The organism is Brevundimonas sp. (genome assembly GCF_035627475.1).
Classification (GTDB): domain Bacteria; phylum Pseudomonadota; class Alphaproteobacteria; order Caulobacterales; family Caulobacteraceae; genus Brevundimonas.
In genome coordinates this window covers 17,266-43,414 of record NZ_DASPLR010000046.1, presented here as the reverse complement: position 1 = coordinate 43,414, position 26,149 = coordinate 17,266, and the positions used below count along the sequence as shown (strand labels likewise).

Below are 26,149 nucleotides of genomic sequence, written 5' to 3'. Positions count from 1 at the left end.
CCCGGGATGAAAAGGCGCCTCTACAGATTCAGCAGCGCCGGGTCGCCGCCCTGGGCGGAGATGTTGTTGCTGATGGCCTTTTCGGCGGCGTAGCGGATCAGGCTGTAGGGGCCGCCCGCCTTCGGGCCGGTGCCGCTGAGGCCCTCGCCGCCGAAGGGCTGGACGCCGACGACGGCGCCGATGATCGAGCGGTTGATGTAGACGTTCCCGGCGGGGACGAGGCGCGCGACCTCCTCGGCGAAGGCCTCAATGCGGCTGTGCACGCCGAGGGTCAGGCCGTAGCCGCGTTGGGCCAGCCTGGAGGCGGTCTCCTTCAGCTGCGACGGCTCGTACCGGCAGACGTGCAGGATGGGGCCGAAGACCTCGCGCTCGAGATAGTCGGGGGTCGGGACCTCGGCGATGGTCGGGGCGAACAGGTGGCCCTTGTCGGCGCCGGCGGGAAGCTCGGCCCGGGCGACGATCTTCGCATCGCCTTCGAGGCGCTTGAGGTGGGCCTCGAGCATGCCCTTGGCGTCGGCGTCGATGACCGGACCGATGTCGGTGGCGGGGTCGGACGGGTCGCCCACGACCTGGGCGGCGAGCGCCCCCTTGAGGCCCTCGATCAGGGCGTCGGCGGCGTCGTGCGGGACGTAGAGCAGGCGCAGCGCCGAGCAGCGCTGACCCGACGATCCGAAGGCCGACAGGATGACGTCGTCGATGACCTGTTCCTTCAGCGCCGTGGTGTCGACGAACATGCCGTTCAGGCCGCCGGTCTCGGCGATGAAGGGGATGATCGGGCCCGGGCGGGCGGCCAGCGAACGGTTGATCAGGGTCGCCGTGTCGGTGCCGCCGGTGAAGGCGACGCCGTCGATGCCGGGGTGGCTGACCAGCTTCGCGCCGACGGTCTCGCCGCGGCCCGGAACGAGGGCCAGCAGGTCGGGGGTCAGCCCGGCCCTGTAGTAGAGGCGCACGGCCTCGGCGGCGATCAGGGGCGTCTGTTCGGCGGGCTTGGCCAGCACGGCGTTGCCGGCGGCCAGCGCCGCGGCGATCTGGCCGGTGAAGATGGCCAGCGGGAAATTCCACGGGCTGATGCAGGCGAAGACGCCTCGGCCGTGCAGGACCAGCTGGTTGATCTCGCCGACGGGGCCCTTGAGCTCCCGCGGCCCGCCGAAGTCGCGCTCGGCCAGCATGGCGTAGTAGCGGCAGAAGTCGGCGGCCTCGCGCACCTCGGCGACGCCGTCGTTGAGGGTCTTGCCGGCCTCGCGGCTGAGCAGGGCCACGAGGCGGTCCATGTCAGCCTCGAGCGCATCGCCCATGGCGCGCAGGATCGGGGCCCGGCCATGGCCGCCGATGCGGTCCCACTTCACCTGGGCGCGGGCGGCGAGGTCGACGGCGGCGTCGATGTCGGCCTCGGCCGCTTCCGAGACGTGGCCGAGCACCTGGGTGGTGTCGAAGGGATTGGTGACCGGCTGGGGATTGGTCCCGGCCTTCAGCTTGCCGCCGAGGATCGGGCCGGAGGTCAGCTTCTCGCTGTCGACCTTTTCGAGGGCGAGGACGTGCCGCTCGCGGTCGGCGGCCTGGGAGTAGTCGCGGCCCAGCGAGTTCTGGCGGTCCATGTACATGTCCTTGGGGGTCGGAATCTTGGCGTGGCGGTCAGGGTGGGCCTCGACCGACGAGATGGGGTCCGCGGCGACGGCGGAGGCGGGCACGCGCTCGTCGAGCAGGGCATGGACGAAGGAGGAGTTGGCGCCGTTCTCGAGCAGGCGGCGCACGAGATAGGGCAGCAGGTCCTCGTGCCCGCCGACGGGGGCGTAGGCGCGCACGGTGACCGGGCCGAAGGCCTCGCGAGCGGCGTCGTAGAGGGCCTCGCCCATGCCGTGCAGGCGCTGGAACTCGATCTTCACGCCGCGTTCCGACGCCATCCTGTGGACGGCGGCCAGGGAGTGGGCGTTGTGGGTCGCGAACTGGCTGTAGATGTGCGGCGCGGCCTCGATCATCGCTTTCGCGCAGACGAGGTAGTTGAGGTCGGTGGCCGCCTTGGTGGTGAAGACCGGATAGTCGGTGCGGCCGAACTGCTGGGCGCGCTTGATCTCGGTGTCCCAGTAGGCGCCCTTGACCAGACGGACCATCAGGCGGCGGCCCGAGGCCTTCGACAGTTCGGCGACGCGGCGGATCACCTCGGGGCAGCGCTTCTGATAGGCCTGCACCGCGAGGCCGAGGCCGGTCCAGGCGCCGAGATCGGGCTCGCGCGCCAGCCGGTCGAGCAGCTTCAGCGACAGGGCGAGGCGGTCGGCCTCCTCGGCGTCCATGGTGAAATTGATGTCGTATTTCGCGGCGATGCGGGCGAGGCGGACGATGCGCGGATAGAGCTCGTCCCAGACGCGGGCCTCGTGCGTCGCCTCGTAGCGGGGCGAGAGGGCCGACAGCTTCACCGAGACGCCGTGGCCGACTTCCGGGCCCTGGCCCTTCGACGTCCTGCCGACGGCCTCGATGGCGTCGGCGTAGATCTTCTCGTAGCGCTCGGCGTCGGCGGCGGTGCGGGCGCCCTCGCCCAGCATGTCGAACGAACACAGCCAGCCTTCGCGGTTCGAGCGCTTCAGCGCCGCCTCGATGGTGCGGCCCACCACGAACTGCTCGCCCATGATGCGGACGGCGGCGGCGACGGCCTCGCGGATCACCGGCTCGCCGAGGCGGCCGACGATGCGGCGCAGGAAGCCGGGCAGGTCGGTCTTCGCCTCCTCGTCGACGTCGACCAGCTTGCCGGTCAGCATCAGCCCCCAGGTCGAGGCGTTGACGAACAGGCTGTCGGACTGGCCGAGGTGGCTGGCCCAGTCGGCCGAGCCGATCTTCTCGGCGATCAGCCGGTCGCGGGTGTCTTCATCCGGCGTGCGCAGCAGGGCCTCGGCGAGGCACATCAGGGCCAGGCCCTCGCGGGTGCCGAGCGAGAACTCCTGCAGGAAGCTTTCGACTACGCCCTGTTTCTTGACGCTGGCCCGGGCCCGTTCGACGAGGTCCGTTGCGCTGGCCAGCACCGCGGCGCGCTCGCCGGCGTCGAGCGGGATGCGCGCCAGAAGGCCCCGCACCGTGGCGGTTTCATCCGCGAACTTGCCCTGGTCCAGCGCGTCCCAGTCCTGCGACAGGGTGAGGGGCGGAGAAACGTGTGCGTCCATGCGGCTCCCTCTACTCCCTTCCGCCTTGATCGGGGAAGGGCCGGGGTTGGGGGTGAACTGCGTCCGATTGGCCGCCGCGGACAGCGCTCGATGTGGCCGCCGCTGGCGCCCCCATCCCAACCCTTCCCCCATGAAGGGGGAAGGGCTATTCGTGCGTCCCGATCAACGGCGGAGCCTTCCGGCCCTCATGCGCATCGTTCTGGCCACCGACGCCTGGGAGCCCCAGGTCAACGGCGTCGTCCGCACCCTGACCCGGACCATCGCGGAATGCCGCGCAATGGGCCACGAGGTCGAGGTCATCGAGCCGAGCCAGTTCAAGACCATCCCCTGCCCCACCTATCCGGAAATCCGGCTGGCGCTGGGGGCGGAGGAGGAGATCCGCGAGCGGCTGCGCGCCTTCGAGCCGGAGGCGGTGCACATCGCCACCGAGGGGCCGATCGGCATCGCCACGCGGCGCATCTGCGTGGAATGGAAGCTGCCGTTCACGACCAGCTACCACACCAAATTCCCCGAATATGTCTCGGCGCGGTTCCCGATCCCGGTGCAGGTCGGCTACGCCTATATGAAGTGGTTCCACAAGCCGTCGGGACGGCTGATGGTGGCCACGCCGACGCTGCGCGACGAACTGGTGGCGCACGGGTTCCGCAACGTCTCGCCGTGGTCCCGGGGCGTAGACACCGAACAGTTCAACCCCGACCTGCCGCGCATCTACGACGAGCTGGGCGGCAAGGACTGGCCGCGGCCGTTCTGGCTCAACGTCGGGCGGGTGGCGGTCGAGAAGAACATCGAGGCCTTCCTGCAGACCGACCTGCCGGGGACCAAGATCGTCGTCGGCGACGGGCCGGCGCGGGCCGAGCTTCAAGCGAAATACCCGGAGGCGAAATTCCTCGGGGCGCGGTTCGGCGAGGAGCTGGCGCGCTGTTTCCGCGACGCCGACGTGTTCGTCTTCCCGAGCTGGACCGACACCTTCGGCCTGGTGATCCTGGAAGCCATGGCCACGGGGACGCCGGTGGCGGCCTATCCGGCGCACGGGCCGATCGACATCATCCCTGGGTCGAACGCGGGAGCGATCGACAAGGACCTGCGCGTGGCGTGCCTGGAGGCGCTGAAGTGCGACCGGGCGGCGGTGCGGGCGTATGCCGAGAAGTTCAGCTGGCGGGCCTCGGCCGAGCAGTTCGTCGAGAACCTGCAGCCCTATCCGGAGCCGGAGCGCGGGCGGTTCTGGCGCCGGCTGCGGAGGATCGCCCGCCTGCGGAAGAAGACGGCGGCGTAGAGTCTCGCCTCCCCATGAGCGAAGGCGAGTGGGGAGAACGGTCGGCGCGGCGCAGGCGGCGGCCAGCCTGCCGCCAATCCCCTGTCACCGAGCCGCCCCCGCCTGATCGCTGCGCGATCTGTCCTCCCCACCGGCCTTCGCCGATGGAGAGGTGACGCGCCGATCTAGAAGTCGAACTGCGCCCGGACCTGCAGCGTCTGCACGTCGACGTCGGAGGCGGCGACCTGCGCCTCGTTCTTCGCGTCGGTGTAGTTGGCCATGAAGCGGATGTGCGACCAAGGGTACCAGGTGGCCCCCAGCGTCACGGCCGAATACTCGCCCGCCGTGGCCACGCCCGCGAATTCGGTCAGGTCGGCGGCGTCGTAGCGGACCGCCAGCTCGACGGCGCCGATGCCGCCCTGGGTCACGGGATTGCGGATGCTGACCCGATCGAACTTGCCGTCCGCGGGTTTGTATTTGCGCTGTTCGCCGGTCGGGAAGAAGGAGGCGAAGACATAGTATGCGTTCGCCTGGGCCGAGCCGCCGCCGGTCAGATCGGCGTCGATGGTCGCCCATTCGCCCTGAACCGAAAAATTGCGCCACACGCCGGCGGCCTCGAGGCCGATGGCGGTGTCGCCGTCCCCGGCGCCGAGCGGCGAGGAGCCGGCGTCGGTGTAGCGGGCCCCGAAATTGGTGTTGTTGCGGACGCGGTAGCGGAAGGCCGTGTCGTCCCGCCGGTCGCGGTCGCGAGCCCAGACGCCGAGGTGGATCTTCGTATCGTCCGTGACGACGGGGGCGAAGTGGGCGCGGACGAAGAGGCCGCGCTGTTCCTCGCCGTCGCCCGGGGCGCCGTCGTTGACCGAATCGCCGTGCACTCCGCCCGCGATGGACCAGTTGTCGCCGCCGGTGCGCACCGCCAGCGTCATCACCCGACCCGCGTCGATCAGGTCGGCGAAGGCCCCGCGTTCCATGAAGGTCGTGTATCGCGACGATGTCAGGTTCTCGAGCGACAGGCTCTTGAAGTTGCCGAGGGTGATGGCCGTATTGTCGTTCGGCGCATATTCGATCAGCAGGTCTTCCCAGTTCGACTCGCCGTCGACGAAATTGGCCTCGGCGACGTACGACCACCGCTCTCCCCAGGTTCCCTGGACGCCGATCCGGGCGGTGCGGAAACGGTCTTCCGAGGCGCTGAAGTCGATGCCGACTGCCCGGTCGACATCCTGATCGACATAGTCGACGAACACCCGGCCCCGGGGCTTGATGGTGAAGTCACCCCAACGGTATTCGGGCGCGCCCTTCCAGGGGCCGCTGGTCGATTGCGAGGTCTGGGCCAGGGCCGAACCGGCCGTGAGCGAGAGGACGGCGGCGATCGAGGCGCCCGCCAGCAGGGTCTGTTGTCGCACTGAGGGGATCCTTCGGTTGCCCGCCGACCGAACGTGGTCTGTCAGGCCCCGGATTATCTTTCACGCGCGACGATTTCGCTGCGGTCCGGCGAAGGATCGGTGAGATTGCGGTGACGCTTATCCGACCAATGGATCGCAACACTGTGACGCTTCCCATCAGGAAATGTGACAGGCGCGGAGGATGCTGCGCACAGTGAAACGCCGCGGGCCTCGCAGCCCGCGGCGTCCGGTCGGCTTCGAAGGATCCGCAGCCTATTGCGGGCTGGTCATCGGGGTCATGGCCGTGGCGATGGCGCGCTGGGCGGCCAGCTGGTCGGCGGGCAGCGGCACCAGGCCGCGATCCTGCAGGTAGCCGCCGCGGCCGGCGGCGGCGTCCGACATGAACTCGAGGACGAACTCCCGCAGACCCGGGGTCACGCCGACGTGGGCCTTCTTGACGTAGATGTAGAGGCTGCGGGCCAGGGGGTAGGAGCCGTCGGCGATGGTCGCCGCCGAGGGGGCGACGCCGTCGATGGTCTCGGCCTTCACCGTGTCCATGTTCTGCTCGAGGAAGGAGAAGCCGAACACACCCAGCGAACCCGGGGTGCGGGTCAGGGTCTGGACGATGGCGTTGTCATTCTCGCCCGAGTCGATCCAGGCGTTGTCCTCGCGCAGGGTGTGGGCCAGGGTCTCGAAGCGGTCCTTGTCGCCGATGGCGGCGAGCGCCGGGATCAGCTTGGCGCCCGGGGCCATGCCGAGCTCGAGGAAGGCGTCGCGGGTGCCCGAGGTCGGCGGCGGGCCGTAGACCTGGATGCGCTGGCCGGGCAGGCCGGGGTTGACCTGGTTCCAGGTCGTCGCCGGGTTGGCGACGAAGGCGCCGCCGGCTCCCGGAACTTCCTTGGCGAGGCCGAGGTAGAGGTCCTGCAGGCGGAAATTCATGCTCTCGCCGTTTCGGGCGGTGGCGATGACGATGCCGTCGTAGCCGATCTTGATCTCGACCACGTCGGTGACGCCGTTCTTCTGGCACAGCTCGAACTCGGACTTCTTCATCGGGCGCGAGGCGTTGGCGATGTCCGGCGTGCCCGGGCCGACGCCCTCGCAGAATTTCTGGATGCCCCCGCCGGTGCCCAGCGACTCGACCCGCGGCGCGGCGCCATCCGAGGTGCGGGAGAAATTCTCGGCCACGCGGCTGGCGAACGGGAAGACCGTCGAGGAGCCGACTGCCAGGATGCCCTGGCCGGCGCCTTCGCCGGGCGCGCCCGCCTTCTGATTGTCGCCACAGGCGCCCAGGGCGAGGAGGGCGATCGCCGAGGCGGCGGCGAACAGGGTGCGGTTCATGGGATATGGCTCCGACTACGGTTGGGTCGAAGCCGCTTGGACCACAGGTTTGTGACGGACGCCCGGACGGAACGGTGACGGTTCGGCGACGTCCCGGCTTTCGCCGGGATGACGATTACGGAGCCCCCGGGCTCAAGCAGTGAGCGACCGCGTCGCGAGCGGTAGCGCCCTAGATGTGGATCGCATGCCCCAGCGCCCGCAGGGACGCCTCGTGGAAGGCCTCGCCCATGGTCGGGTGGACATGGATGGTTCCGGCGATGTCCTCGAGCAGGGCGCCCATCTCGAGCATCTGGGCGAAGCTGTTGCTGAGCTCCGAGACGTGCTGGCCGACGGCCTGGACGCCGAGCAGGCGGTGGTCGGTCTTCGAGGCCAGCACCCGGACGAAGCCGCCGTCTCCGCCAGCCTCGATGGCCAGGGCGCGGCCCAGGGCCATCAGCGGGAAGACGGCGGTGATGACGTCGTCGCGGCCCTCGACGTCCAGCGGGCCGAGGCCGGCGGAGACGATCTCGGGCTCGGTGAAGCAGACGGCGGCGATGCTGACGGGGTCGAAGCGTTTCTCGTGACCCGCGATGATTTCGGCGACGATCTCGCCCTGGGCCGAGCCCTTGTGCGCCAGCATGGGTTCGCCGGTCAAGTCGCCGACGGCCCAGACGTTCTTCATCGAGGTGGCGCAGCGGTCGTCGATCTTCACGAACGGCCCGGCCATGGCCACGCCCATGTTCTCCAGACCCCAGCCCTTCGTCCGCGGGCGACGGCCGACGGTGACGAGGACCTTGTCGGCCTTGAGCTTGAGGGCCTTGCCATCGGCCGTCGTGACGTTGAGCTGGCCCTTTTCGAACGCGCCGGCCTTCGCCCCGAGGTGGAGTTCGACGCCGTGCGCCTCCAGCCATTTGCGGACCGGGTCGGTCAGGGCCTTGTCGTAGAGCGGCAGCAGGCGGTCGGCCATTTCGACGATGGCCACCTCGGCGCCCAGCTTGCGGAAGGCGATGCCCAGTTCGAGACCGATATAGCCGCCGCCGACGACGACCAGCTTGCCGGTCACCTTGTCCAGCGACAGGGCCTCGGTCGAGGAGATGACGTCGCCGCCGAAGGGCAGGAAGGGCAGTTCGACCGGCTCGGAGCCGGTGGCGAGGATGACGTGCTCGGCGCTGATGGTCAGGTCGCCGTCGGCGGTCTTCACCGTGCAGGTCTTGGCGTCGGAGAAGGTCGCCCAGCCGTTGATCACCTTGACCTTGGCCTTCTTGAGCAGGCCGGCGACACCGGTGTTCAGCTTGCGGACGATGCCGTCCTTCCAGGCGACGGTGGCCTTCAGGTCAATGGCCGGCTTCGAGGCGGTGATGCCGAGCGTGCCGCCGTCGGCGGCCTTGCTGACCGTCTCGAACTTCGACGCCGCGTGGATGATGGCCTTGGACGGAATGCAGCCAACGTTCAGGCAGGTGCCGCCCAGACCGTCGCCGCCGTCTACCAGCACGGTGTCGAGGCCCAGCTGGCCGCAGCGAATGCCCGCGACATAGCCGCCGGTGCCGGCGCCGATGATGAGGACTTTGGTCTTGATCGATTCAGCCATGGTCTCAGTTCATCCAAAGCGTCGCCGGGTGTTCCAGCAGGCCCTTGATGCGCTGGACGAAGACGGCCGCGTCGTGGCCATCGACGATGCGGTGGTCGAAGCTGGAGGACAGGTTCATCATCTTGCGCGCGACCATCTGGCCGTCCTTCACCACGACCCGTTCCTGGATCTTGTTGGGGCCGACGATGGCGACCTCGGGGTGGTTGATGATGGGGGTGTGGACGACGCCGCCCAGCGTGCCCAGCGAGGTGATGGTGATGGTCGAGCCCGACAGCTCCTCGCGGCTGGCCTTGCCGGACTTGGCGGCGCCGGAGACGCGGGCGATCTCGGCCGCCGTGTCGTACGGGTCGCGGGCCTCGGCGTGGCGGACCACGGGGACCATCAGGCCGTTCGGCGTCTGGGCGGCGATGCCGAGATGAACGGCGGCGTGGGTGGTCAGGACGCCGCCCTCGTCGTCGTAGTGGCTGTTGATGGTCGGCTGGTCGCGCAGGGCCACGACGATGGCGCGGGCGATGAAGGGCAGGACGTTCAGCTTGGGCTGATCGGCCTTGCGGTTGGCGTTGAGGTGGGCGCGGAGCTCCTCCAGCGCGGTGACGTCGATCTCCTCGACGTAGGTGATGTGGGGGATGCGGCGGACCGACTCAGCCATCTTCTCCGCGATCTTGCGGCGCAGGCCGATGATGCGGGTTTCGGTGGTTCCTTCGGCCTTGGCGTAGGTCGAGGACGAGGATGATCCGGAGGCGGACGATCCGTGCGAGCCGCTGGCGACGTACGCGTCGAGGTCGCTGTGCTCAATGCGGCCGGCGGGGCCGGAGCCGGGGACGAACTGCAGCTCGACGCCGAGATCGCGGGCGCGCTGGCGCACGGCGGGGGAGGCGAGGGGGCGTTGGGAACGGTCGGACAAGCTGCGCGGCGCCTTCGCCCCTCCACCGCCTTCGGCGGTCCCCCTCCCCGTTTCACGGGGAGGAGACGGGGGGACGGCCGCAGCCGTCTCCTCTCTGGCCGCACTTGCGGCTGGGGAGGGGGACCGCGAAGCGGTGGAGGGGCTGGGGACCGGAGCGGTGTTGCCCTTGCCCTCGACCTGGAAGCTGACCAGCGGCCCGCCGACGGCGATCTGCCGGCCGGGCTCTCCGTGCAGGGCGACGACGGTTCCGGCGATCGGGGAGGTCAGTTCGACGGTGGCCTTGTCGGTCATGACATCGGCGATGATCTGGTCTTCCGCGACCGTGTCGCCGACCTTGACGTGCCAGCCGACCAGCTCGGCCTCGGCCGTGCCCTCGCCGACATCGGGGAGTTTGAAGACGTAGTTGGCGCCGGCGCTTGCGGCCGACCCCTCCACCCCTTCGGGGTCCCCCTCCCCACTGCGTGGGGAGGAGACGGGAGTGGCGACGGAAGATGTCTCCTCCCGGTCCGCGCTTGCGGATGGGGAGGGGGACCGCGAAGCGGGGGAGGGGTCAGAGGCCGATGCATTGCCCGCCCCCTCGACCTCGAACTCCACCAGCGGCGACCCCACGGCCAGCTGCTGGCCGGGTTCGCCGTGGGCGGCCAGCACCTTGCCGGCGACGGGCGAGGTCAGTTCGACGGTGGCCTTGTCGGTCATGACGTCGGCGAGGATCTGGTCCTCGGCCACCATGTCTCCGACCTTGACGTGCCAGCCGACCAGTTCGGCCTCGGCGGTGCCTTCGCCGACGTCGGGCAGTTTGAAGACGTAGCGACCCATACTATCGGCCTCCCGACATGACGGACTTCAGGGCGGTGGCGACCCGCTCCGGACCCGGGAAATATTCCCACTCGAAGGCGTGCGGATAGGGGGTGTCCCAGCCGGTGACGCGGGCGATCGGCGCCTCGAGGTGGTAGAAGCAGCGCTCCTGCACCAAGGCCGACAGCTCGGCGCCAAAGCCCGAGGTTTTCGGCGCCTCGTGGACGATGACGCAACGGCCGGTCTTCTTCACTGAGGCCTCGATGGTCTCGATGTCGAGCGGCACGAGGGTGCGCAGGTCGATGACCTCGGCGTCGACGCCGGCGTGTTCGGCGCCCGCCAGCGAGACCCAGACCATGGTGCCGTAGCAGAGGATGGTGACGTCGGCGCCTTCCTTCATGACCCGCGCCTTGCCGATCGGCTCGACATATTTGCCGGTCGGGACCTGGGCCAGATCCTGGGCCTTCCACGGGCTGACCGGCTTCTGGTGCCAGCCGTCGAAGGGGCCGTTGTAGAGGCGTTTGGGCTCGAAGAAGATGACCGGGTCGTCGTCCTCGATCGCCGCCATTAGTAGGCCCTTGGCGTCATAGGGGTTGGAGGGGATGACGACTTTCAGGCCGGCGATGTGGGTGAACAGGCTTTCCGGCGACTGGCTGTGCGTCTGGCCGCCGAAGATGCCGCCGCCGTAGGGCGAACGCACCACGATGGGCGAGGTGAACTGGCCGGCCGAGCGGTAGCGCAGCTTGGCCGCTTCCGAGACGATCTGGTCGTAGGCGGGATAGATGTAGTCGGCGAACTGGATCTCGACGACCGGGCGCAGGCCGTAGGCGCCCATGCCGATGGCGGCGGCGACGATGCCGCATTCGCTGATCGGGGCGTCGAAGCTGCGGGTCAGGCCGTGCTTCTGCTGCAACTGGTCGGTGACCCGGAAGACGCCGCCGAAATAGCCGGCGTCCTCGCCGAAGCTGAGGACGTTGGGGTCCTCGGCCATCTTGACGTGCAGGGCCGAGTTCAGCGCCTGGATCATGTTCATCGGCATGACCGCGGCGGCTTCGGGCGCCACCGATTTCGGGGCGTGGTTCTGGTCGGCCATGTCGGACTCAATGCCGTCGGCGCGGTCGGCTTCGGTGAAGGTGGTTTGCTCAGCCATGATCAGACCCCCACCTCGCGGCGCTGTTCGGTGATGCGCCAGTCGTCGGTGGCGTAGACCTCCTCGAACATGGTCTTCACCGAGGGGCGCGACTGGCCGAGCGTGCCGATGGCCTCGGACTCCTTGCCGGCGGCGCGGACCTGTTCGACGGCGTCTGCCTCGGCGGCGGTCTGCTGGTCGTCGGACCATTCGCCGAGTGCGATCAGGTGCTGCTTCAGGCGGGCGATGGGGTCGCCCAGCGGCCATTTCTCGTGCTCGTCGCCGGGGCGGTAGCGGCTGGGGTCGTCCGACGTCGAGTGCGGGGCGCCGCGGTAGGTGAACAGCTCGATGACGGTGGCCCCCTGGTTGGACCGGGCCCGCTCCTCGGCCCACTGGGTCGCGGCCCAGACGGCGAGGAAGTCGTTGCCGTCGACGCGCAGGGCGGGGAGGCCGTAGCCGATGGCCTTGGAGGCGAAGGTGGTCTCCAGCCCGCCGGCGATGCCCATGAAGGACGAGATGGCCCACTGGTTGTTGACGACGTTGAGGATGACCGGGGCGCGGTAGACGCTGGCGAAGGTCAGGGCGTTGTGGAAGTCGCCCTCGGCCGTGGCCCCGTCGCCGATCCAGCTGATGGCGATCTTGTCGTCGCCCTTGTAGGCGCTGGCCATGGCCCAGCCGACGGCCTGGGGCACCTGGGTGCCGAGGTTGCCGCTGATGGTGAAGAAGCCGTAGTCCTTCGCCGAATACATGATCGGCAGCTGGCGGCCTTTGATCGGATCCGAGGCGTTGGAATAGATCTGGTTCATCATGGTCGCGAGCGGATAGCCGCGCGCGATCAGCAGGCCCTGCTGGCGATAGGTGGGGAAGCCCATGTCCTCGCGCGACAGGATCATGCCCTGGGCGACGGCGATGGCCTCCTCGCCGGTGCATTTCATATAGAAGCTGGTCTTGCCCTGACGGTGGGCGCGATGCATCCGGTCGTCGAAGGCGCGGGTCAGGATCATGGCCTTGAGGCCGCGCCGCAGCGTGTCGGCGTCCAGCTTCGGGTTCCACGGGCCGACGGCCTGGCCGTCGTCGTTCAGCACGCGGACGAGGCGGAAGGCGTGGTCGCGCATCGCATAGGGCGTGGAGCTGACCTCGGGCCGCTCCACCGCGCCGGGGGCGTCGAGCTTGAGATGGCTGAAGTCCGGCGTGTCGCCGGGGCGGCCCGAGGGCTCGGGCACGCGCAGCGACAGGGGCTGGCTGTTTGGCTTTTTCATTCCGTCCTGCTGTCCGGTTGATCCGACCGCGTTTCCTCCGGCGCCCTGTAGCACGGTCTTTCAGCCAAGGCTCGCTCGATTTTGACCTTGCATATGCCGGTTCACGGGTATTTTATTGCGCCATAAGTAGAACCGGAGAAACGCCTTGGCCGACGATCTGGATCCCGTGGACGCCCGCATTCTGGACATCCTGCAACAGGACGCCGGACTGTCCGTGGCCGAGGTCGCCGAGCGGGTGGGTCTGTCGGCCTCGCCGTGCTGGCGCCGGATCAAGAGACTGGAGGATACGGGCTTCATCCGCAAGCGGGTGACCCTGCTCGACGCCACCCGTCTGGGGCTGGATTTCGAGGTCTACGCCATCGTCAAGCTGAGCCTGCCCTCGACCGAGAACCTCGACCGGTTCGAGGCCGCAGTGGCCGACTGGCCCGAGGTGGTGCAGTGCGCCACCATCACCGGGCGCGAGGACTATGTGCTGCGGATCATCACCTCCGACATGCACGCCTTCGACCGGTTCCTGCGCGAGAAGCTGCTCAGCCTCGGCATCGTCTCGGACTGCGAGAGCCACATCGTCACGCGCGGCGTGAAGAATGTGACGACGCTGCCGCTCGGCATCGTCACGCCGCACGTGAGCTGATCCACATTACCGATCCTTGACTTGGCCGACGCCCCCCGCGGGCGGATAGTCGCCGCCAAGCCTTGGGGATCGTCATGCGCCTTGCTGCAGCCATCGCATTCGCCGGTCTTCTGGGCAGCGCCCCGCCGGGACTGGCGCAGGATGCCGCGGAGACCGATGTCGCCGCCTTCCAGCGCCTGCGCGCCGAGGCGGTGGCGGCGGCGAACGCGGACGATCTGGCCAGCGCCGGGGCGCGGCTGGCCGAGGCGGAAGGGCGCATCCCCAACCATCCCGGCCTGATGCTGATGCGCGCGAGGGTGGCCGCCGCAGCGGGCAGGCCGGCGGAGGCCATCGCGCTGGCGCAGCGGTATGCCGACACGGGCCTGTCGATGAACCTGGGCGGCGATCCGGCGCTGGCGGACCTGCAGGATCAGCCGGGGTTCGCCGCCCTTGAGGCCACGGTGGAGGGCAACAGGGAACCGCTCGGCGCCGACCGCCTGTCACCGGTGGCGGCGGTTTTCGGCGGAGGACTTGTCGAGAGCGTGGCGCGGGACGAGGCGCGCGGACGCTGGCTGGCGTCGGAAGTCCGCGGGCGGACGATCGTCGCCCTGACGGACGCCGGGGAGGCGGCGCCCTTCCTCGCGCCCGATCCGGCCATCGGCGGTGTTCTGGGATTGGCGGCGGACGAGGCGGCCGGCGTGCTGTGGGCCGCGGCCTCGCCCGTGCCGCCCGCCGTGCACGGCCTCGCCGAGGACGCGCCGCGACCGGCTCCCGCGCTGCTGAAGATCGATCTGGCCAGCGGGCGGGTGCTGGCCCGCTATCCCGCGCCGTCGCCGGACCAGATGCTGGGCGATGTGACGCTCGGCCCGGACGGGGTGGTCTATGTCGCCGGCGGCGACCTGTTCCGGCTGAGGCCCGGACACGAAGCGCTGGAAATCCTGCTGCCTGCCGGGCCAATGCGGTCGCCCCAGGGAATGGCGGTGACGCCGGACGGCGCGGCCCTGATGGTGGCGGACTATTCGTCGGGCGTATGGCGGGTGGACCGGGCGAGCGGGGCGGCCATCAGGCTCAACGCCCCCGCGAACGCCAGCCTGATCGGCATCGACGGCCTGATCAGCGACGGCGAGGCCCTCTATGCGCTGCAGAACGGCACGGCGCCGCAGCGGGTATTGAAGCTGAGCCTCGACGCCGACTGGAGCCGGATCGAGGCGGTCGAGGTGCTGGCCGCCAACCTGCCGCAGATCGACGAACCGACGACGGGTCTGGTCCACGACGGCGAACTGGTGTTCGTATCGCGGTCGCAGTGGAGCGACTTCGACGGAGAGGGGGCGCCGCGTACGCCGACGCCCGAACCGGCGCTGATCTCCAGGCTGCGGCTGGACTGACAGGGGTAGAGAAATGATCGAGATGGTGATCGACGCCCGGCGCAAGGACCTTGGCGGGTTCGAGGTCGGGCGGGTGCTGCCGTTCCACGCCCGACGAATGGTCGGTCCGTTCATCTTCCTCGACCAGATGGGCCCGGCCGAATTCGCCCCGGGGGCCGATGCGATCAATGTGCGACCGCACCCGCATATCGGCCTCTCGACCCTGAGCTATCTGTTCGAGGGCGAGATCATGCACCGGGACAACACCGGGGCGACCCAGGCGATCCGGCCCGGCGAGGTCAACTGGATGACGGCGGGCAGGGGCGTGGTGCACTCCGAGCGCACGGACCCGCTGAAGAAGTCCACCGGCGGGCCGATGCACGGCATGCAGGCGTGGATCGCCCTGCCGGAGGAGTCGGAGGAGGTCGATCCGTCCTTCCATCACCACGGCGAGGCGGATCAGCCGGCCTATGAGAACGGCGGTCTGTTCGCGCGGCTGGTGGCGGGCGAGGCTTATGGCGCCAAGGCGGCCGTGCCGACCTCGTCGCCGCTGTTCTACGTCCACTGGGAACTGGCGGAGGGGGTGCGCACGACGCCGCCGCCGGGCCGTGGCGTGGCCGGCGGCTACAGCGAGCGAGCGCTGTATGTGGCCAAGGGCGAGATCGAGGTCGGCGAACGCACCTTCCATGAGGGCCAGATGATCGTGCTGGAGCCGACGGCCGAGCCTACCGTCCGGGCGGTGCGGCCCTCGACGGTGATGGTGCTGGGCGGCGAGCCGGTAGGGCCACGGTTGATCTGGTGGAATTTCGTCCATTCGAAACAGGAGCGGATCGACCAGGCGAAGGCCGACTGGAAGGCAGGCCGCATGGCGCTGCCCGCCGAGGACGACCTGGAGTTCATCCCGCTGCCGGACGTGCCGTCGACGCCGGAACCGGCGCCGCAAACTGCCAAGCCAGATCAGACACACCCGGTGTGACAGTCTTGAAGTGAACCGGCGGGCGCCCATCTGGGCGCCATGACTGCATTCTCCGTTCTCGACCTGTCGCCGATCGTGGAGGGCGGGGACGCCCGGCGCGCCCTGCTGGAAACCACGGAACTGGCGCGGGCCGCCGAACGGCTGGGCTACACCCGCTTCTGGCTGGCCGAGCACCACAACATGCCCGGAATCGCCAGCGCCGCGACCGCGGTCGCCCTGGCGCACGTGGCGGCGGCGACGGAAACGATCCGCGTCGGCTCGGGCGGGGTCATGCTGCCCAATCACGCGCCGATGGTGATCGCCGAGCAGTTCGGCACGCTGGAGGCGCTGCACCCCGGCCGCATCGACCTAGGCCTCGGCCGCGCCCCGGGGACCGACGGCGAGACGGCGCGGGCCTTGCGCCGCTATTTCGAGGCCGCCGACCAGTTCCCGCGCGATGTGATGGAGCTGCAGGCCTTCCTCGCTCCCGCGGTCGAAGGCCAGCGTGTCGCGGCGTATCCGGGGCAGGGTTCGAACGTTCCAATCTGGCTGCTGGGCTCGAGCCTGTTCAGCGCCGAACTGGCGGCGCAACTGGGCCTGCCGTTCGCCTTCGCCAGCCATTTCGCGCCGGAGCTGCTGCTGCCGGCGCTGCGCACCTACCGCGAGGGATTCCGGCCGTCGAAACAGCTGGAGCGGCCCTATGCGATGGCGGCGTTCAACGTCTTCGCGGCCGATACGGACGCGGAGGCGGCGCGGCTGTCGACCTCGATGCAGCAGGCGTTCGCGGCGGTGGTCAGCGGCAAGCCGGGACGGCTGAGGCCGCCGGTGGACGACATCACCACGGTGCTGGACGCGCGGCAGCGGGCGGCGGTGGAGAGTCGGCTCACCTATGCGGCCATCGGCGGGCGCGAGACGGTGCGGGCGAAGCTGGCGGAGTTCATCGCCCTGACCGGCGTGGAGGAGGTGATGGTCACCGGCATGATCCACGATCTGGAGGCGCGCATCCGCAGCCTTGAGATCACGGTCGAGGCGACGGAGGGGCTCTAGGCCGCGACCTGTCTGAGGAAATCGAGCAGCAGCCGGTTCACCTCGTCGGGCCGTTCCTGCTGAATCCAGTGGCCCCCGCCAGGGATGACCTGCTGCAGCCTGAGGTCGGTGAGCCAGTCCTTCAGTCCGGCTTCGGCCGGGCCGGCGTAGTGGCGCACCGGGTCGCGCTCGCCGACCACGAAGGCGGCGGGGACGCGGACACGGGCGTCCTGCAGGAAGGCGGTGGCGGCCCAGTTCGCGTCCAGGTTCCGGTACCAGTCGACCGGGCCCTTGAAGCCGCCGGAGGAGAAGGCGGCGACATACTCCCCGAAATGGGCCTCGCTCATCCATGGCGGCAGGGCGGCGTCGTCCGCGATTGTGGAGAGGAAGGTCTCGCCCTCGGGGAAGAAGCCGGTCGACTGGCGACCGTCGGGCGTGGCGCCGTCATAGGCGAAGAAGGCCTTCCGCAGGGCCGTGGCGGGATCGGCGTCGAAGGCCAGGTGGGCGTCAGGCGCCTGGAACTGGCTGATGTAGAGCTGGCCCAGGCCGGCCCGCTTCGACAGGGCGGCCATGGCGACGGTGGGCGGGCCCTTGGGACGGCGCGGCTGAAACGGCACGGACAGGCCGAAGACCGCCCGGAACAGGTCCGGCCGCAGCAAGGCGCAGTGCCACGCCACCGGCGCGCCCCAGTCGTGGCCGACCACGACGCAGGAGGTCTCGCCCAGGGCCCGGACCAGATCGACCATGTCGCCGACGAGGTCGAGGACAGAATAGTCGAAGGTATCGGCCGGTTTATCGGTCCCGCCGTAGCCACGCATGTCGGGTGCGACGGCGTGGAAGCCGGCGTCGGCGAGCGCCTGCACCTGGGCGCGCCAGCTGATGCCGAGCTCGGGAAAGCCGTGGATCAGCAGGACCAGCGGACCGGATCCGGCCTCGAGGATCTGCTGGTTCAGGCGGTCGGTCTGGATGTGGCGGGTCCGCATGGCGCCACCCGATCACCGGCGGCGGAACCACGCAAGTGGATTACAGCGTCACGCCCGTCGTGCGCATGATCTCGGCCCTCAGCTCCGGCAGGCCGTCGCCCTTCTCGGCGGAAGTGACGATCACCGCCGGATAGGCGGCCGGGCGTTTGGCGATCGCCTTCAGGGTCGCGGCCTGGACCTTTTCGGCCTCGCCCTTCTTCAGCTTGTCGGCCTTGGTCAGGACGATCTGATAGCTGACCGCGGCCAGATCGAGTGCGTCGAGGGCCTCGTCGTCGACCTTCTTGAGGCCGTGGCGGGCGTCGATCAGCAGATAGACCCGCTTCAGGGTGACCCGGCCGCGCAGATAGTCGCGGCCGAGATCCTGGAATTTCTTCACCGTCGACTTCGACGCCTTGGCCCAGCCGTAGCCGGGCAGGTCGACCAGCCGCATCTTGCCGTCGAGATCGAAGAAATTGACCTCGCGCGTGCGGCCCGGCTCGTTGGACGCGCGAGCCAGCTTGTGCATCCCGACCAGGCCGTTGATCAGGCTCGACTTGCCGACGTTGGAACGGCCCGCGAAGGCGATCTCGGGCAGGTCCGGATCGGGCAGTTGCTCGATCTTGGCGCACCCCATGACGAAGGTGGCTGGCCGCGCGAACAGGATGCGCGCCTGCTCCAGCTCCTCGGGGGTGAACTCGTCCAACTCAGGCCTTCGCCTTCTTCATCCGCGCCAGGAAGGTGTCGATCGGGTTCTCGGCCTTCAGGCGGTGCATGATGATGTACTGCTGGAAGATGGTCAGGATGTTCGACCACGCCCAGTAGATCAGCAGGCCCGCCGGGAAGGTGGCCATGATGAAGGTGAACACGATCGGCATGAACTGGAAGATGCGGCGCTGCATCGGGTCTGGGGCCTGCGGGCTCATCGACATCTGCAGCCACATGGTCAGGCCGTAGAAGATGGCGAGGACGCTCAGCGCAAAGGTGCCGCCCAGAAGGCCGCCGACCAGCGGCGCCGACGCCGGATCCCAGGGGATCAGGCCGAACAGGTTCCAGACGGTGGTCGGGTCCGGCGCCGAGAGGTCGCGGATCCAGCCGAAGAAGGGCTGGTGGCGCATCTCGATGGTCACGAACAGCATCTTGTAGACGGCGTAGAAGACCGGAATCTGGAGCAGCAGGGGCAGGCAGCCGGCCAGAGGATTGATCTTCTCCTTCTGGTAGAGGGCCATCACCTCCTGCTGCTGCTTCTGCGGCTCGTCGGGGTACTTCTTCTTGATCTCCTCCATCTTCGGCTGGAGGTTGCGCATCTTCGACATGCTCTCGTAGCTCTTGTTGGCCAGCGGGAACATGAGGAGGCGGACGAACAGGGTCAGGCCCAGGATGGCCAGACCGAAATTGCCCAGGACGCTGTAGAACAGCTCGACCAGCCAGAAGATCGGCCGGGTCAGGAAGAACAGGAAGCCCCAGTCGATGGCGTAGACGAAGCGCGGCAGATCGAGGGACTTCTCGTAGCCCGACAGGATCTCGTTCCGCTTGGCCCCGGCGAAGAGGTGCTGGGTTTCGGTGATCTGTGTGTTCGGCCGGATGGTGCGGGCCTCGCCATCCATGACGGCGATGTGGGCGTTGTAGGAGCCGGCGTCCTCAACGAGGAAGCGGGCCGCGATCTTCTCGTCCTGCTGGGGAATGACGGCCGCCATCCAGTATTTGTCGGTGATGCCCAGCCAGCCGCCGGTCGATTCGTGCTCGACCGAGGGCTTCTTGGCCCAGCCTTTGTATTTGAGCTGCTCGGTCGAATAGCTCTCGCCGTCTCCGAAGGTGCCGATGGCGCCCTCGTGCAGGACCTGGTTGCGGCCGAGGTTCTCCGGCACGCCCTGGCGCATGACGCCGGAACGCGGGGCGATCGTCACGGGCTGGGCGCTGAAGTTGGCCACGGTGTCGGCCACCGTGAACATGTAGAGGTCGTCGACACTGATGCGGCGCGTGAAGCGCAGGCCGGCGCCGTTGTCCCAGGTCAGCACCACGGGGGTGGTCGGGGTCAGGGTCGAGCCCTGGGTCAGCCGCCACGGCGTATTCGGGCCGGGAACGCCGCCCGGGATGTTGGGGCCGCTCCAGCCGAACTGGGCGAAGAAGGCATGCTCCATGCCCTCGGGGCGGAACAGCTCCACGGCCGGCGAATCCGCGTCGATCGTCTCGCGGTAGCGGGTCAGGAACAGGTCATCGATGCGGCCGCCGGTCAGCGACAGCGAACCCGTCAGCGTTCCGGTCTGGATCGGCACCCGGACGGTTCCGTTGCGACCGAGCGCAATCGTCCGATCCTCCGTGAAGACGGCGGCGCTGGGCGAGGGGGCGGTGACCGGGCCGGTGGTCGAGGCGGCGGTCGCCTGCTCGGCGGCGCGACGCTTCTGCGCCTGCGGCTCCATCACGAAGAAGCTGTAGGCCAGCAGCATGATGCCCGCGATCACGATGAAGACGATCGTGTTACGGCTGTTGTCTTGGGGGGGCATGGAGTTCAGTGGTCCTGGCCGGCGGGCGATGTCGGTGCGTGGGGCGCGACAGGGGGCGCCGACCGCGGGGTCGCGAGCCTTGTAAGCGCCGATTTCACATCGTCAAGCAAACGGTCCCACGGACGGTCCGCCGTGCCCATGCGGGCGATGAAGACATAGTCGCTTCCCGGGCGCGCCAGCAGCGGCGCGAGGGTCCGGGCCGCCTCCCTGAGGCGGCGTTTGGCGCGGTTGCGGACGACGGCGTTGCCGACCTTGCGGGTGGCGGTGAAGCCCAGCCGCACCACCGGGTCGCCGTCGCGCCGATCCAGGCGCTGTACGACCACGGCGCCGCGGGCCTCTGAAACGCCTTTCGCGGCCGCCAGGAACTGGGGCCGCGACTTCAGGCGTTCGATTTTGAACGGTTCGGCCATGCGCCCAGCACAGGCGCCGGACGACTTAGGCCGTCAGGCGCTTGCGGCCCTTGGCGCGACGCCGCGCAACGATCTTCTGTCCGTTCTTGGTGGCCATCCGCGAACGGAAGCCGTGACGGCGCTTGCGCACGAGTCGCGACGGCTGATAGGTCCGCTTCACGGTCGGCTCCTGGGACTGAAAACAAGGTGGGCGGCGGAAAGAGGTCCGTCGCGGGAAGGGCGGGCGTATAAGCGGGGAAGCCCGTGGTGTCAACGCCGCGGGCGGTCAGCGGAGAGACGATGCACCGGGTCAAACGCTTCCTGCCCCTGATCGTGCTGGGATGCGTGATCACCCTGATCTTCGCCATGGGCTGGAACCGCTATCTGTCGCTCGACACCCTGCGCGACCACGGCCAGACCTTCCGCGACTTCACTGCCGGCAACTATGTCGCCAGCCTGCTGATCCTCATGCTGCTGTTCGCGGTCCTGACGGCCAGCGTGGTGCCGGGCGTCTTCTTCGTCACCATCACCGCCGGCTATCTGTTCGGTCCGTGGGTCGGAGGCGTCTCGACCTCGATCGCGGCCACGGCGGGCGCCCTGGTGGTCTACGCGGTGACCCGGTCGGCGCTGGGGGAGGCCTTGCGGCGAAGGGCCGAGCGCGACGCCGGGCTGATGCAGGCCGTATGCACCGCGATCGACCGCGATACCTTCTGGTATGTGCTGGGCGCGCGGCTGGCGGTGGTGGTGCCGTTTCACATGATCAACATCGCCGCCGGCATGATGGCGGTGCGCCTGACGCCCTATACCGTCGCCACCGTCATCGGTCTGCTGCCGGCCCACATCATCTACTGCTGGATCGGGGCGCGGCTGAACACCCTGCTGGTGAGCGATCCGGACCCCGACTTCCAGGCCCTGTTCAACCAGTTCTGGGCGCCCTTGGCCGGTGTCTTCGTGCTGGCGGTGGTGCTGCCCTTCGCCATGAAGGGCGCCCAGGCGGCGCTGCGCCTGCGGAGGCGGGCGTGACCCAGGCAGCCATTGGCCCAAGCTTTGCGTTAGGCCCGACATGAGCGAGGCGCGGCCCTTTTTGAGCGATGCGCGGCGCGGCTTGCGCGTGCCGGCCGACTGGCGCGAGCGACTGCGGTTCCACGCCCCCGACGCCCTCGCCTGGCGCCTGCTGGCTCTGACCTTCATCTTCACCGTAGTGGTCGAGATCCTGATCATCGCGCCCAGCGCCGCGAGCTTCCACGAGCGCTGGCTGCTGGACCGGCTGCAGTCGGCCGAACTGGCCTCAGTCGGCGTGGAGGCCCTGCCCTATTCAGCGGTCGAGGACGACGTCGCCGAACAGCTTCTGGCGATCGGAGGGGTGCAGGCGGTGGTCGTCGGCGACCAGGGCGTGCGGCGCCTGTTGCTGCAGGCGCCCAACCTGCCGCGCACGCCCGATCTGATCGACCTGCGCGAGGACCGGCCGGTGACCCGTTTGCTGGACCCGTGGCGGACACTGTTCGGCCACCCCGACCGGTCGATCCGCGTCCAGGCGCGGCCCCGCTACCGCTCAGGCGACTTCATCGAGATTCTCGCCCCGGCCGAGCCGTTGAAGGCGGAGTTGCGGACCTTTCTGCTCAACAGCCTGCTGATGTCGCTGCTGATCTCCCTGGTGGCCGGCGGCCTGCTGTACGGAGGCCTGGCCTTGCTGGTCCTGCAACCCCTGCGGCGGGTGACCCGGTCGATCGAGCATTTCGCCCTTGATCCCGAAGCCGAGGGAGACCCGCCCAGCGACCGGCACGACGAGATCGGCCGGGTCGAGCGCGAGCTGGCGCGGATGCAGGACGAGGTGCGCCAGTCCCTGCGCTCGCGGGCGAGGCTGGTGGCGTTGGGCGAGGCCGTGGCCAAGATCAACCACGACCTGCGCAATATGCTGACCTCGGCCCAGATCGCCTCCGAGCGCCTGGCCGACTCCCCCGATCCCATCGTGGCCAAGGCCCTGCCGCGGCTGGAGCGAGCGCTGGGCCGGGCGGCCGCCCTGTCGCGCAATGTGCTGGAGTATGGCCGCAGCGAGGAGCCTGAGCCGCAGCGGCTGCGCTTCGCCCTGGCCCCGGCCGTCGCCGTGGCGGCCGAGGACTCGGGCCTGTCCGACGAAGGGGTGCGGCTGGCCAGGGCGATCCCGGCGCGGTTCACCATCCATGCCGATCCGGACCAGCTGCACCGCATCCTGGTCAACCTGATGCGCAACGCCCGCCAGGCTATCGAGAGCGACGCGACCCGCGTCGGCCGCAAGGGGGTGGTCAAGGTCAGTGCGGAACACCGGGGCGGCGAGGCGGTGATTCGCATCGCCGACAACGGGCCGGGCATTCCGCCGCGACTGTCCGACCAGCTGTTCGAACCCTTCGTCAGCGGCCGGACCTCCGACGGGACCGGCCTGGGGCTGACCATCTCGCGCGAACTGGCGATCAGCCACGGCGGCGATCTGGCTCTGGTCGAAACGGGCCCCGGAGGGACGACGTTCGAACTTCGCCTGCCAGACTAAAGGCGGCGCCAATCCGCCTGATCGGCGTTATCTCATTCTGACCGCCACCGGACGGCCTGTCCGGCGGCGCGACCTCTTCAAAGGAGCCAGTGATGATCCGTTCGAGCCTGATCGCCGCCGCCGCCCTGACGGTCGCCGCGGCGCCGGCCCTAGCCCAGACCGCCCCCCAGACCGCCGCCCAGACCGCCCACCAGACAGCCAGTCCGTCGCCCGGCAGCGCGGCCCCGGGCTCGCAGGAATGGCTGCGCGCGCGCGGCGAAGCGTACAACCGCGCGCCGGATTCGGAGCAAGACCCCGCAGAGGTCGAGGCCACCGCCCGTCTCAACGCCGAGATCGCCGCGCGCAACGCCAAGGCCGAGCAGTCGGAGGCTGACGGCCAATCCGCCTACGAGCAGGAGAATGCCCGCTGGCGCCAGGAGACCTCGGAGATCGCAACGCGCCGGGCCCAGTGGGAAGCCGACACCGCCGCCGCCAATGCCGCGCGGGCCCAGTGGGAGCGAGACAACGCCGCCTGGGAAGCCGAGATGGCGGCGTGCCGGCGTTCGGGCCGGATCTGCGTGACGGCGCCGCCCCAGCTCGACTGAACCTCCGTCGGCGTTGCGGAGCCCCGGCGCGCGTGAGACGGTCCCCGGCGCCTTGACCGGAAACGCCGCATGACCGACGCCGCCGCCGATCCGCCCGCCGTGGCCGCCGAAGCTCCCGGACCGCACGCGGACCGGCCGCTGCCGGGAGGGCGCACCGATGTCTGGCGGCACCCGGCGCCCGTGCGGATCACACACTGGCTCAACGTCGTCGCCGTGGTCGTTCTGCTGATGAGCGGACTGAACATACTGGCGGCGCACCCGCACCTGTACTGGGGCATCCGCTCGACCTTCGCCGATCCCTGGCTGAGCACGCCGACGCTCCCCGACTGGCTGCTGATCCCGCAGGGGCGCAATCTGGCCGAGGCGCGCAACTGGCATTTCCTGTTCGCCTGGGTGTTCGTGATCAATGGCCTGATCTATCTCGGCTACGGTGTCGCCAGCGGACGCGCAGGGCGGCGGCTGTGGCCGAAGGGACGCGAGCTGCGCGGCTTCTGGCCGTCGGTGAAGGAGCATGCCCGCTTCCACTTCCCGACCGACGACCACGCCCGAACCTATAATGTCATCCAGAAGCTGACCTATGTCGCCATGGTGCTGGTCGTCCTGCCGCTGATGCTGGTCACGGGCCTGTCGATGTCGCCGGGCTTCAACGCCATCGGCGGGGTGCTGCTGGAGATCATGGGCGGGCGGCAGTCGGCGCGGACGCTGCATTTCATCTCCGCGGGACTGATCGTCGGCTTCATCGTCGTCCATGTCGGGCTGGTGATCTGGACCGGCTTCCTCAACAACATGCGGGCGATGGTCACCGGCTGGTTCACGATCCAGCCGCCGGGCTCGACGGCGGGGCCGAAGCTGCGGCGCCGCCGGACCGAAGGAGATGCGCCATGAACCGCCGCCGCTGGCTGACCGGGGCGCTGGCCGCCACCGCCGCCTCGTTCGTCTCGGCCTGCGGAGAGGCGAGCTGGCGGCTGTCGGAACAGGCGCGGCGCATGGGCGAGGGCCTGACCCGGCGTGCCCAGCGCCTGCTGGTCCCGCGCGAGGCCCTGGCGCCGACCTACAGCCGGGCGGAGATCTCGCCGGATTTCAGGGCCAACGGCTCGGTGGATCCGGCCGCGGCCGACTATCTCGCGCTGAAGGCGGAGGGGTTCGCGGCCTATCGGCTGATCGTCGACGGGCTGGTGGAACGGCCCCTGTCGCTCAGTCTCGCGGAACTGCGGGCGCGGCCGGCGCAGACGCAGATCACCAAACACGACTGCGTCGAGGGCTGGACCTCGATCGGGGAATGGACGGGCGTGAGGCTGGAGACGCTGCTGGATGAGGCGGGGCTGAAGCCGGAAGCCCGCTACATCGTCTTCCACTGCTTTGACGCGCTGGATCAGCAGGAGGACGGAGAGCGGTATTACGAAAGCATCGATCTGGTCGACGCCCGACATCCGCAGACCATCCTGGCCTATGCTATGAACGGCGAGGTCCTGCCGGTACCGCACGGGGCGCCGCTGCGGCTGAGGGTCGAGCGGCAGCTGGGCTACAAGCACGCAAAATACATCCGCCGGATCGAGGCGGTGGAGAGCTTCGCCCACCTGGGGCGGGGCAAGGGCGGCTATTGGGAAGACCGGGGGTACGAGTGGTACGCGGGCATCTGAGCCCGCTTCACGTCCGCCGTCCGAGGCAGGGCGACAATGATGGCGAGCAGGACCAGATGAACGGCGGCGGTCAACCAGCGACCGGCGACGACGGCGTCGATCGACACCGGCGACAGGCGCTCCCACACGGCGTTGGCGAGATTATAGCCCCAATGCAGGCCGACCGCCCCCCAGAGGGTTCTCCAGCGCCAGGCGGCGGCGGCGTAGGCGAGGCCGCAGCAGAACAGGCGCACCTGTTCACTGACCCCCCAATCGAACCGATAGATGTGGTTGACGGTGAACAGGGCCGCGCTGGCGAGGACGAATGCCGGGCCGCTCCAGCGCACCCCGATCGCGCGCAGCAGAAAGCCGCGCGTCAGAATGTCTTCCGTGATGGAAGGGACGAAAGTCGTCAGGGCGGCTGTGGCGAGGAAGCCTGCCCCAGCCAGGGCGCCCAATGTCTCCGGCGCGGCTCCCACGGACGCGATTCCGAGGGATAGTCCGGCGGCGAGAGCGGCGCCCTTGGCCGCCAGCGTGAGCATGAGGCCGGCAGCCAGAACGGCGAAGGACGCCCGGCGCAGATCAAGACCATAGGCTTCGTAGCCTCGCCAGCCGAGCCAGCGGGCCACTGGCCAGCCCGCCAAGAGCGCGGCGATCATCAAGGCGGCCTGGATGCCGAAATTGTCGAACACCCGCCCGCCCAGACCCTCGGCGGACTGATAGAGGACGAAGAGGATCGCGAAGGCGACAAACGCCTTCAGTCGGGAGGATGGAGCCAGCGGCATCGGCACGAAGCTGTGTTACGGAGCAAGCTTGACTATAATGGTGTCGGGCGAA

General features: G+C 69.2%; 23 protein-coding genes. 10 read left to right on the top strand and 13 right to left on the bottom strand.

The features are described 5' to 3' along the window. Nucleotides 1–20: 20 nt before the first annotated feature. Nucleotides 21–3,149 (bottom strand): bifunctional proline dehydrogenase/L-glutamate gamma-semialdehyde dehydrogenase PutA, encoded by a 3,129-nt coding sequence (gene putA / locus VEA62_RS12675; protein ID WP_324822286.1) that lies wholly within the window; start codon nt 3,147–3,149, stop codon nt 21–23. Nucleotides 3,150–3,336: 187 nt separating this feature from the next. On the opposite strand from putA, the gene VEA62_RS12670 reads away from it, so the two are divergent. Next, entirely contained in the window at nt 3,337–4,422 is a 1,086-nt protein-coding gene (locus VEA62_RS12670) for a glycosyltransferase family 1 protein (protein WP_324822283.1), read from the top strand. Nucleotides 4,423–4,586: 164 nt separating this feature from the next. On the opposite strand, the gene VEA62_RS12665 is transcribed toward VEA62_RS12670, so the two are convergent. The 6 genes from VEA62_RS12665 to VEA62_RS12640 form a co-directional block, all read right to left on the bottom strand. Beyond that, nucleotides 4,587–5,804, bottom strand: coding sequence for an OprO/OprP family phosphate-selective porin (locus VEA62_RS12665; RefSeq protein ID WP_324822280.1), 1,218 nt, complete (start codon nt 5,802–5,804; stop codon nt 4,587–4,589). 252 nt (nt 5,805–6,056) lie between these two features. Then, nucleotides 6,057–7,121 (bottom strand): substrate-binding domain-containing protein, encoded by a 1,065-nt coding sequence (locus VEA62_RS12660; protein WP_324822277.1) that lies wholly within the window; start codon nt 7,119–7,121, stop codon nt 6,057–6,059. A gap of 169 nt (nt 7,122–7,290) precedes the next feature. Then, nucleotides 7,291–8,688, bottom strand: coding sequence for a dihydrolipoyl dehydrogenase (gene lpdA / locus VEA62_RS12655; RefSeq protein WP_324822274.1), 1,398 nt, complete (start codon nt 8,686–8,688; stop codon nt 7,291–7,293). Nucleotides 8,689–8,692: 4 nt separating this feature from the next. Then, a complete protein-coding gene (locus VEA62_RS12650; protein ID WP_324822271.1) occupies nt 8,693–10,408 on the bottom strand; it encodes a 2-oxo acid dehydrogenase subunit E2 in 1,716 nt (571 codons plus the stop codon). A gap of 1 nt (nt 10,409) precedes the next feature. Next, entirely contained in the window at nt 10,410–11,480 is a 1,071-nt protein-coding gene (locus tag VEA62_RS12645) for an alpha-ketoacid dehydrogenase subunit beta (protein ID WP_349255665.1), read from the bottom strand. Nucleotides 11,481–11,539: 59 nt separating this feature from the next. Then, nucleotides 11,540–12,775 carry a 3-methyl-2-oxobutanoate dehydrogenase (2-methylpropanoyl-transferring) subunit alpha gene (locus VEA62_RS12640; protein WP_324822267.1) on the bottom strand — a complete coding sequence of 412 codons (1,236 nt, stop codon included), beginning with the start codon at nt 12,773–12,775 and terminating at the stop codon, nt 11,540–11,542. A gap of 145 nt (nt 12,776–12,920) precedes the next feature. On the opposite strand from VEA62_RS12640, the gene VEA62_RS12635 reads away from it, so the two are divergent. The 4 genes from VEA62_RS12635 to VEA62_RS12620 all read left to right on the top strand — a co-directional run bounded on the left by VEA62_RS12635 (nt 12,921) and on the right by VEA62_RS12620 (nt 16,754). After that, nucleotides 12,921–13,409, top strand: a complete 489-nt coding sequence (locus VEA62_RS12635) for an Lrp/AsnC family transcriptional regulator (RefSeq protein WP_324822264.1) — start codon at nt 12,921–12,923, stop codon at nt 13,407–13,409. 74 nt (nt 13,410–13,483) lie between these two features. After that, nucleotides 13,484–14,773 (top strand): hypothetical protein, encoded by a 1,290-nt coding sequence (locus VEA62_RS12630; RefSeq protein WP_324822261.1) that lies wholly within the window; start codon nt 13,484–13,486, stop codon nt 14,771–14,773. Nucleotides 14,774–14,786: 13 nt separating this feature from the next. Continuing rightward, nucleotides 14,787–15,728: a pirin family protein gene (locus VEA62_RS12625; RefSeq protein WP_324822258.1), complete on the top strand. Its 942-nt coding sequence runs from the start codon at nt 14,787–14,789 to the stop codon at nt 15,726–15,728. 39 nt (nt 15,729–15,767) lie between these two features. Then, nucleotides 15,768–16,754: an LLM class flavin-dependent oxidoreductase gene (locus VEA62_RS12620; RefSeq protein WP_324822254.1), complete on the top strand. Its 987-nt coding sequence runs from the start codon at nt 15,768–15,770 to the stop codon at nt 16,752–16,754. Here VEA62_RS12620 and VEA62_RS12615 read toward each other — a convergent pair. From VEA62_RS12615 to rpmH, 5 genes are read right to left on the bottom strand one after another with little or no spacing between them, the layout of a single operon-like run. Beyond that, nucleotides 16,751–17,716: an alpha/beta hydrolase gene (locus tag VEA62_RS12615; RefSeq protein ID WP_324822251.1), complete on the bottom strand. Its 966-nt coding sequence runs from the start codon at nt 17,714–17,716 to the stop codon at nt 16,751–16,753. The genes VEA62_RS12620 and VEA62_RS12615 overlap by 4 nt on opposite strands. Before the next feature lie 40 nt (nt 17,717–17,756). Next, a complete protein-coding gene (gene yihA / locus VEA62_RS12610; protein ID WP_324822248.1) occupies nt 17,757–18,398 on the bottom strand; it encodes a ribosome biogenesis GTP-binding protein YihA/YsxC in 642 nt (213 codons plus the stop codon). Between the two features lies 1 nt (nt 18,399). Beyond that, nucleotides 18,400–20,196 carry a membrane protein insertase YidC gene (gene yidC, locus VEA62_RS12605; RefSeq protein WP_324822244.1) on the bottom strand — a complete coding sequence of 599 codons (1,797 nt, stop codon included), beginning with the start codon at nt 20,194–20,196 and terminating at the stop codon, nt 18,400–18,402. Nucleotides 20,197–20,201: 5 nt separating this feature from the next. After that, nucleotides 20,202–20,606, bottom strand: coding sequence for a ribonuclease P protein component (rnpA, locus tag VEA62_RS12600; RefSeq protein WP_324822241.1), 405 nt, complete (start codon nt 20,604–20,606; stop codon nt 20,202–20,204). Nucleotides 20,607–20,631: 25 nt separating this feature from the next. Then, on the bottom strand, nt 20,632–20,766 hold the full coding sequence (rpmH, locus tag VEA62_RS12595) for a 50S ribosomal protein L34 (RefSeq protein ID WP_003164000.1): 135 nt from the start codon (nt 20,764–20,766) through the stop codon (nt 20,632–20,634). 119 nt (nt 20,767–20,885) lie between these two features. Between rpmH and VEA62_RS12590 the strand changes: the two genes are divergently transcribed. The 5 genes from VEA62_RS12590 (at nt 20,886) to VEA62_RS12570 (ending at nt 25,333) form a co-directional block, all read left to right on the top strand. Beyond that, a complete protein-coding gene (locus VEA62_RS12590; protein WP_324822238.1) occupies nt 20,886–21,608 on the top strand; it encodes a TVP38/TMEM64 family protein in 723 nt (240 codons plus the stop codon). A 40-nt stretch (nt 21,609–21,648) separates the two neighbouring features. Further along, nucleotides 21,649–23,109, top strand: coding sequence for a HAMP domain-containing sensor histidine kinase (locus VEA62_RS12585; RefSeq protein WP_324822234.1), 1,461 nt, complete (start codon nt 21,649–21,651; stop codon nt 23,107–23,109). A 92-nt stretch (nt 23,110–23,201) separates the two neighbouring features. Next, nucleotides 23,202–23,693, top strand: coding sequence for a cell wall hydrolase (locus tag VEA62_RS12580; RefSeq protein WP_324822232.1), 492 nt, complete (start codon nt 23,202–23,204; stop codon nt 23,691–23,693). Nucleotides 23,694–23,762: 69 nt separating this feature from the next. Further along, nucleotides 23,763–24,578, top strand: coding sequence for a cytochrome b/b6 domain-containing protein (locus tag VEA62_RS12575; RefSeq protein ID WP_324822228.1), 816 nt, complete (start codon nt 23,763–23,765; stop codon nt 24,576–24,578). Further along, a complete protein-coding gene (locus VEA62_RS12570) occupies nt 24,575–25,333 on the top strand; it encodes a molybdopterin-dependent oxidoreductase (RefSeq protein ID WP_324822225.1) in 759 nt (252 codons plus the stop codon). Before VEA62_RS12575 ends, VEA62_RS12570 begins: the two co-directional genes overlap by 4 nt. Here VEA62_RS12570 and VEA62_RS12565 read toward each other — a convergent pair. Continuing rightward, entirely contained in the window at nt 25,291–26,097 is an 807-nt protein-coding gene (locus VEA62_RS12565; protein WP_324822750.1) for a CPBP family intramembrane glutamic endopeptidase, read from the bottom strand. The genes VEA62_RS12570 and VEA62_RS12565 overlap by 43 nt on opposite strands. Nucleotides 26,098–26,149: the final 52 nt, after the last annotated feature.